Below are 6,960 nucleotides of genomic sequence, written 5' to 3'. Positions count from 1 at the left end.
CCCACGAGGGATGGAAAGTGATTTTCCAAAATCACTTTCCATCCCTCGTGGGCAGTTCTTTTTACGTAAGTTCTTCTCCGCAAACGGGTTACTTTCAGACTCCATCCCGGCCTCTCCCTGCGGCATCCCGCTCCCCGTTTCCGGCCGGCTGGGCTTCATTCTTAGGGAATAAAGGATACCTTGGGGATGTCTTATGGGAGCTGTGGATGGTGGTTGGATCGCGGAACGTTGTGCTTCCAGAAGAGATGACTGATGATTTAATGTGATCAGGATATCCAAATTAGTACTAGAGTCTAATGGGGATTTTGTGTATAATAAGAAAATATCGGTGTATAAGTTGTACTTATAGGAAAATATAAGTTTATATGCTGATTAGAGTAATTTCTGGGGGATAAAAAATTTGATTGGAGTGATTTCATGAGTAATTCGAGTACTCAAAAAAGTAAGTTTGACCGTGTCCTTGGAAAGAAGGACGTATTTTCTATTGCCTTTGGCGCCATGATTGGGTGGAGCTGGGTCGTTATGGCCGGGCATTGGATTCTGAAAGCCGGCACAGCGGGGGCAATGCTGGCGTTTGTACTTGGGGGCATTATGATTATGTTTGTGGGGCTGACTTATGCTGAGCTGACTTCGGCTATGCCTCAGTGCGGAGGGGAACAGATCTTCAGTCTCCGCGCGCTTGGACCGAACTGGTCTTTTCTTTGTACCTGGGCGATTATACTGGGATATGTGGGCGTGGTTGCCTTTGAGGCATGTGCACTCCCTACGGTTCTGGAGTATATCGCGCCTAATATTATGAAAGGGTACATGTATTCTGTAGAAGGCTTTGACATCTATGCTACATGGGTAGCCATCGGCGTCATAAGTTCTATTATTATTACAATTATCAATTATATAGGTGTAAAACCCGCGGCGTATATGCAGGGGATCTTTACTTTCATCATAGTCGGAATCGGACTTGTCCTGATGTTCGGCTCTGCACTGAAAGGGGATGTCACCCACACAAAGCCTCTGTTCGACAACGGGTTCGGAGGGCTCTTATCGGTAGCCGTCATGACGCCGTTTATGTTTGTAGGTTTTGATGTCATACCACAGGCCGCGGAAGAAATTGCGATTCCCTTCAAACAGATCGGAAAAGTAATTCTTATCTCTATTGCTTCTGCAGTGGCATGGTATGCACTTATTATTCTTGCAGTATCTCTGATGATGTCTAAGGGTGAGATGCAGAGTTCCGTCCTGATTACCGCGGATGCAATGAAAAAAGCATACGGCGGCTACACCATCATGGCAGATATTCTGATCATCGGCGGCATGGCAGGAATCCTGTCCAGCTGGAATTCTTTCTTTATGGGCGGCAGCCGTGCAATCTACGCTCTTGCCGAAGCCAAATGTCTGCCTTCATTTTTGACAAAAATACATCCAAAATATAAGACTCCATCCAATGCAGTCCTTCTGATCGGCGCTATCTCCTGTATCGCACCGTTTTTCGGACGTGCCATGATGGAGTGGCTGACCAATGCCGGCGGAGTCGGTGCCGTAACCGCATACCTCATGGTATCCATCTCTTTCCTGGTTCTAAGAAAAAAAGAACCTAATCTCGTAAGACCATACAAGGTACACAGGCACCGTTTTGTCGGTTTCATGGCCATCATGCTGAGCAGTCTGATGCTGCTGCTCTACATGCCTGGAATGCCTTCCGGACTGAATATCCCCGAATGGCTGATCATCGGAATATGGGGCCTGCTCGGAATCGCATTCTACGCTTACGCAAAACATAAATTCCCCGAATTCGGACGAGTCCTCAACATAGAGCTTAATGAAAAGGGGTAATGGTCTATATAAGGGACGCCTGGTGGAAACGGGGCAGGGCTTCAGCCGTATCCATCCGCCTCCCCCGCCCGCGATCACCCAACCGTTTAACAGGTTTCTTCCGCCTTGATGCACGCAGCCGCTGCAGCCGGACCCTTCTAACGAACCTTCCGCTTCCGAAGCGCCTCCTTCGCAGCCTTCATGAGCTGGATTACCGGCAGGTTAACTGCCGCCAGTCCATATACGGTGAACAGCTGTGCCATGCTCAGTGTCTGTACTTTAAATATATTCTGAAGACCTGGTATTACCATGACTCCTGTTATTAATACAAGGCCCAGCAGGAATGCACCGATCAGGTAAATATTGTTGAATACTCTTCTTGTAAATACAACCGGACGGTCTGCTTTACAGTTGAAGCCGTGAACAAGTCTTGCTGTACATAGTGTTCCAAATGCCATTGTGCTTGCCAGGACAGTATTTCCTGAGCGGTATCCTATCAGGAATGCAATCATGGTTGTAACGCCTATGCACAAGCCTTCTGTCCCAATCTTGGTCAGGAAGTCTCTGGTGAGTATTGACTCGTTCATTGGCCTTGGCTTTTCATCCATGACATCTTTTGAGTGAGGCTCCAGCCCCAGTGCGATTGCCGGCAGACTGTCCGTCAGCAGGTTGATGAACAGCAGGTGGACTGGTGCAAACGGAACCGGCAAACCGGCGATGGATGCGTAGAGCACTGCCAGGATCGCACCAAAGTTGCCGGACAGCAGGAATTGAATCGAATTCTTGATGTTACGGTAGACATTACGGCCATTTTCAACCGCTTTTACGATGGTGGCAAAATTGTCATCTGTCAGAACCATGGATGCCGCATCCTTTGATACCTCACTTCCCGTAATACCCATGGCAACACCGATATCGGCCTGTTTCAGGGCCGGTGCATCATTGACACCGTCTCCTGTCATAGAGACAATGTTGCCCTTCTCCTGCCATGCTCTGACGATTCTGATCTTGTGTTCAGGAGATACCCGGGCATAGACCGAAATCCCTTCTACGAAATCTTTCAGCTTTTCGTCTGACATGCCGTCTATCTCTGCACCTTCGCATGCCTCCGATTCATCTTCCAGAATTCCAATCCTTTTTGCAATTGCTGCCGCTGTCACCTTGTGATCTCCTGTAATCATGATCGGACGGATGCCGGCTCTTTTACACTCTGCCACCGCCGCCTTTGACTCTTCACGTGGAGGATCCATCATGGCTATCAGACCTACAAAGGTCAGATTATCTTCGTCTTCCAGGGTAAGCTCCTGATTTTCTTCGATTTCTTTATATGCAAAAGCGAGTACACGCAGTCCTCCTCTTGAGAATTCCTGATTCTGCGCTTCTATTTTTCTACGGTCTTCTTCCTCAAATCCTCTTACTTCATCCCGAATTTGAATGGATTCCATTCTGTTTAGAAGAACATCTACTGCGCCCTTGACAATCATAACATGCTTCCCATCAATGGTATGCTTTGTCGCCATGAGCTTCCTGTCGCTGTCAAAGGGATTTTCACTTTCACGCGGATACTTTTCTCTCACATCCTGTGCAAACACGCCAAGTCGGCTTCCAAGATTGATCAGTGCTGTTTCTGTCGGGTCACCGATCTCAACACCTTCTACATTTGTAGAATCATTGCAGAGAATACTGCAAAGCAGCAGTTTACTGTGCGCCGGACGGTTTATATCGATTTCACCTGCAGGCACACGTGTTTCATTGACATAGTAATCTTCTACTGTCATTTTGTTCTGTGTCAGGGTTCCTGTTTTATCGGAGCATATAATCGATACGCTGCCCAGTCCTTCCACTGCCTGGAGCTTACGAATGATGGCATGCTCCTTCGCCATTTTCTGAGTACCGAATGACAGTACGATCGTAACAATGGAGCTCAATGCCTCCGGTATCGCCGCAACCGCCAGTGCGACTGCAAACAGGAATGCATCCCCAATATTGCCGCCGCGCAGGACGTTTATACCAAATAAAATGGCGCAGAATACAAGTATAATTATGGACAGTTTCTGTCCGAACTGATCCAGATTAATCTGAAGAGGTGTCCGTTTCTCAGAAGTAGTCTTAAGCAGGCTCGCAATCTTTCCGACCTCGGTTTCCATACCGATCCCGGTCACAAGAAAGGAACCCCGCCCGTATGTGACGAAGCTGCCAGAGTACACCATATTAATTCTGTCGCCCAGAGGAACTTCTCCTTCAATGGGTGCTGTATTTTTATCAACACCCAGGCTTTCACCCGTCAGGGCGCTCTCATCCACTTTAAGACTGGCACTGTCCAAAAGCCGGCCATCAGCCGGGATATAATCCCCTGCATCCAGCATGACAATATCTCCTACCGTCACCTCTGTGGACGGAACCGGCACTATATTGCCGCCGCGCAGTACCTTTGCCTCCGGACCGGAAAGCTTTTTCAGACTGGAGAGGGACTGCTCTGCCTTCACAGTCTGTACTGTTCCGAGAATAGCATTGATCGTAATAACAATCAAAATAACGATCGCGCTCTCGGCATCTCCAAGAAACCCCGACACAATCGCTGCCGCTATCAGTATAATTACAAGAAAGTCTTTAAACTGTTCCAGAAATATCTGGACTGTCGTCTTTTTCTTTCCTTCCACCAGCTCGTTCGGGCCGTATTTTTCCTGATGTTTTTTCACTTCTTCTGCAGTTAACGGTTCCATTGTCCCATTGATCCTCTGTTTCGTCTCCTCGGCAGAAATCTGGTAAAATTCTTTCATGTATGATCCTCCATTTCTTTTGTGCAATACGAACCCTGATCCGTTTTATAAAACATAAAAAAAGAGACTCCTATTGCATATTATGTAATGCAATAAAAGTCTCACCATTTAATCACGATACGGATGGAAGGCCATCGTACTGACGACATCGCGAACGCTCGGGAAAGCGCTAGTTACTCCCTTCTATTAGAGATTATAATAATACAGCAGGCCCTAATATGTCAAGGGGAAATCTTAATTTACATTCCAAGATTATCCACTATTTCTTTTGCCCGGGGTGTATTTGCTACACCGCCCTCCCCAGTCTCACGCAGAGAAACATTCATTGCTTCCCCTACCTCCTTCATGGCATCAATCACCTGATCCGGAGGTATTCTGCTTGTAATGCCGGCCAGTGCCATATCTGCCGAAGAGAGTGCATTGACTGCGCCGATCACATTCCGCTTCACACATGGAACTTCCACCAGGCCTGCTACGGGATCACACACTAGCCCCAGAAGATTCTTCAGTGCCATGGCCGCTGCATGCATAATCTGGCTGTTATCTCCGCCCTTCAGATAGACAAGTGCGCCCGCCGCCATAGAAGAAGCCGCTCCGATCTCCGCCTGGCATCCGCCTGCCGCTCCGGCAATAAATGCCCTGGAAGCGATAACCTGTCCGATACCAGCCGTCACATACAGACTTTGTACTATCATCTCCCTGTCAGCCTTATTATCCCGGTATAAAGGCACCAGCACTGCCGGTATTACGCCGCATGCCCCAGCTGTGGGGGCCGCTACAATTCGCTTCATACAGGCGTTTGATTCCCCCATCTGCAGCGCCTGCACAATGACCCTGGATACGAAATCTCCGCACAGAGTATCGTCCTCTTTCCGGTATTTTTCCATCTGTCCGCCCATCATGCCGACCAGCCCGCTGCTGGAAACCAGTTTTTCATCGTAAGAATCACTGGCTCTGAGCATGGCGTCCCACATTGCCTCCATCATCTGAAATGACTCCTCTTCACTGACGGTTCGCTCATTCATATCATCCAGAAGCACGGCCCGCCAGAAAGGAATCTCCTTTTGACTGCAGACCTGCCCTATTTCTTCCAAAGACTGATAAGCCATCTATGCATCCTCCCTGTCAATATATGTCACCTTAATAATCCCATCCTGCTGTTCAAACCACCTGATAGATGCTTCCGGTACAGGCTGGTCAATCTCAATCACCATCACTGCATCTCCTCCCTTTTTACCGCGGTAAAGCTGAAGCGTTGCTATATTGATGGAATCCTCCGCCAGCATAGATGTGACCGCCGCCACATGTCCCGGCCTGTCATGATTCTGCACGATCAGTGTCGGACACTCTCCTGTACAGTTTACCATGATTCCGTCCAGTTTATTCACCATAATACGTCCGCCGCCCAAAGAAGAAGCCTGTACCTCCACGGTCCGTCCATCTTCCCCGCACACTTTCAGCAGTGCCGTATTCGGATGTGCACCCGGTATCTGGATATTCTGAATGCGAAACTCCAGGCCTTCCTGCCCTGCCACTTCGAAGCTCTCCGGTATCCGCATATCATCAGGCTTCATCCCCAAAAGCCCTGCGACAACAGCTCTGTCCGTTCCATGCCCCTTCCCTGTTGCCGCAAAGGATCCGTGAAGCCCAATCTCAGCCTTTACAGGCCGGCTTCCCAGTAAAGTGCGGGTGATATAGCCAATCCGTACAGCGCCCGCAGTATGCGAACTGGAAGGCCCTACCATAACGGGTCCCAAAATATCAAAAATATTCATACCAAATCCTCCAAGTCCAGCCCAAACATATTTGCTAATCAGTATAACAGATTCCTCCATAAATATCCATGAAAATCGGGATTTAGGCAGCGAGCTTTAGACTCGTTGGCGGACGGGGACGCTTAATGACAGGGATGCCGGGGAGGTACTGGGGCTGTATATGCCGCTGCGAAATGCAAACCGTGCTGCAAACTGCTCCTAGGACACCCGCTGCCGGCCAGGCGGGTACGCAGAACACATCACGGGAAATCCGATGATTTCCCGCGCTGGGTTCTGCAAAAACTTGATTTGGAGATCAAGTTTTTCCCCGCCTGCCCGGCAGCGGTTGTCCAAGGAGCAGTAAGCGCACTCCAGCATTTCGCAGCGGCATATACAGCCCCAGTACCTCCCCGGCATCCCTGTCATAAAGCTGGCTCTTCCGGACGGTAGGAAAGGGCTCGTTCCTCGGGTGGGATCCCAGACCGGGGCAACGAATGGAATAGAACTGGCGTAACTTTTATATCCCCAGCGGGCTTTTTAATAGACTTGAATAGCGCTTAAAAGTAAATCCAAGCTCATAAAGTATAAAAGCCTCCAAAACATACTGGAGAAATAAA

Annotated in this window: 4 protein-coding genes; 1 reads left to right on the top strand and 3 read right to left on the bottom strand. The window is 48.9% G+C overall.

What is annotated here, in order from left to right; all coding sequences use genetic code 11:
* Positions 1-417 precede the first annotated feature (417 nt).
* Complete coding sequence (locus tag HMPREF0240_RS22895; protein WP_035314718.1) at positions 418-1,830, top strand: APC family permease; 1,413 nt, start codon at positions 418-420, stop codon at positions 1,828-1,830.
* Positions 1,831-1,967: 137 nt separating this feature from the next.
* Here the strand turns inward: HMPREF0240_RS22895 and HMPREF0240_RS22890 are convergent, their stop codons facing one another.
* The 3 genes from HMPREF0240_RS22890 to sdaAB all read right to left on the bottom strand — a co-directional run bounded on the left by HMPREF0240_RS22890 (position 1,968) and on the right by sdaAB (position 6,364).
* A complete protein-coding gene (locus HMPREF0240_RS22890; protein ID WP_035314716.1) occupies positions 1,968-4,589 on the bottom strand; it encodes a cation-translocating P-type ATPase in 2,622 nt (873 codons plus the stop codon).
* Positions 4,590-4,828: 239 nt separating this feature from the next.
* The gene (gene sdaAA / locus HMPREF0240_RS22885) at positions 4,829-5,698 is read right to left on the bottom strand and encodes an L-serine ammonia-lyase, iron-sulfur-dependent, subunit alpha (protein ID WP_035314714.1); all 870 of its coding nucleotides are present in this window, start codon (positions 5,696-5,698) and stop codon (positions 4,829-4,831) included.
* Positions 5,699-6,364, bottom strand: a complete 666-nt coding sequence (gene sdaAB, locus HMPREF0240_RS22880) for an L-serine ammonia-lyase, iron-sulfur-dependent subunit beta (protein ID WP_035314712.1) — start codon at positions 6,362-6,364, stop codon at positions 5,699-5,701.
* Positions 6,365-6,960: the final 596 nt, after the last annotated feature.

Source organism: Clostridium sp. D5, assembly GCF_000190355.1.
Lineage (GTDB): Bacteria > Bacillota > Clostridia > Lachnospirales > Lachnospiraceae > Faecalicatena > Faecalicatena fissicatena_A.
Note: the sequence above shows the minus strand (reverse complement) of the source record. Positions and strands in the feature narration are given on the sequence as shown.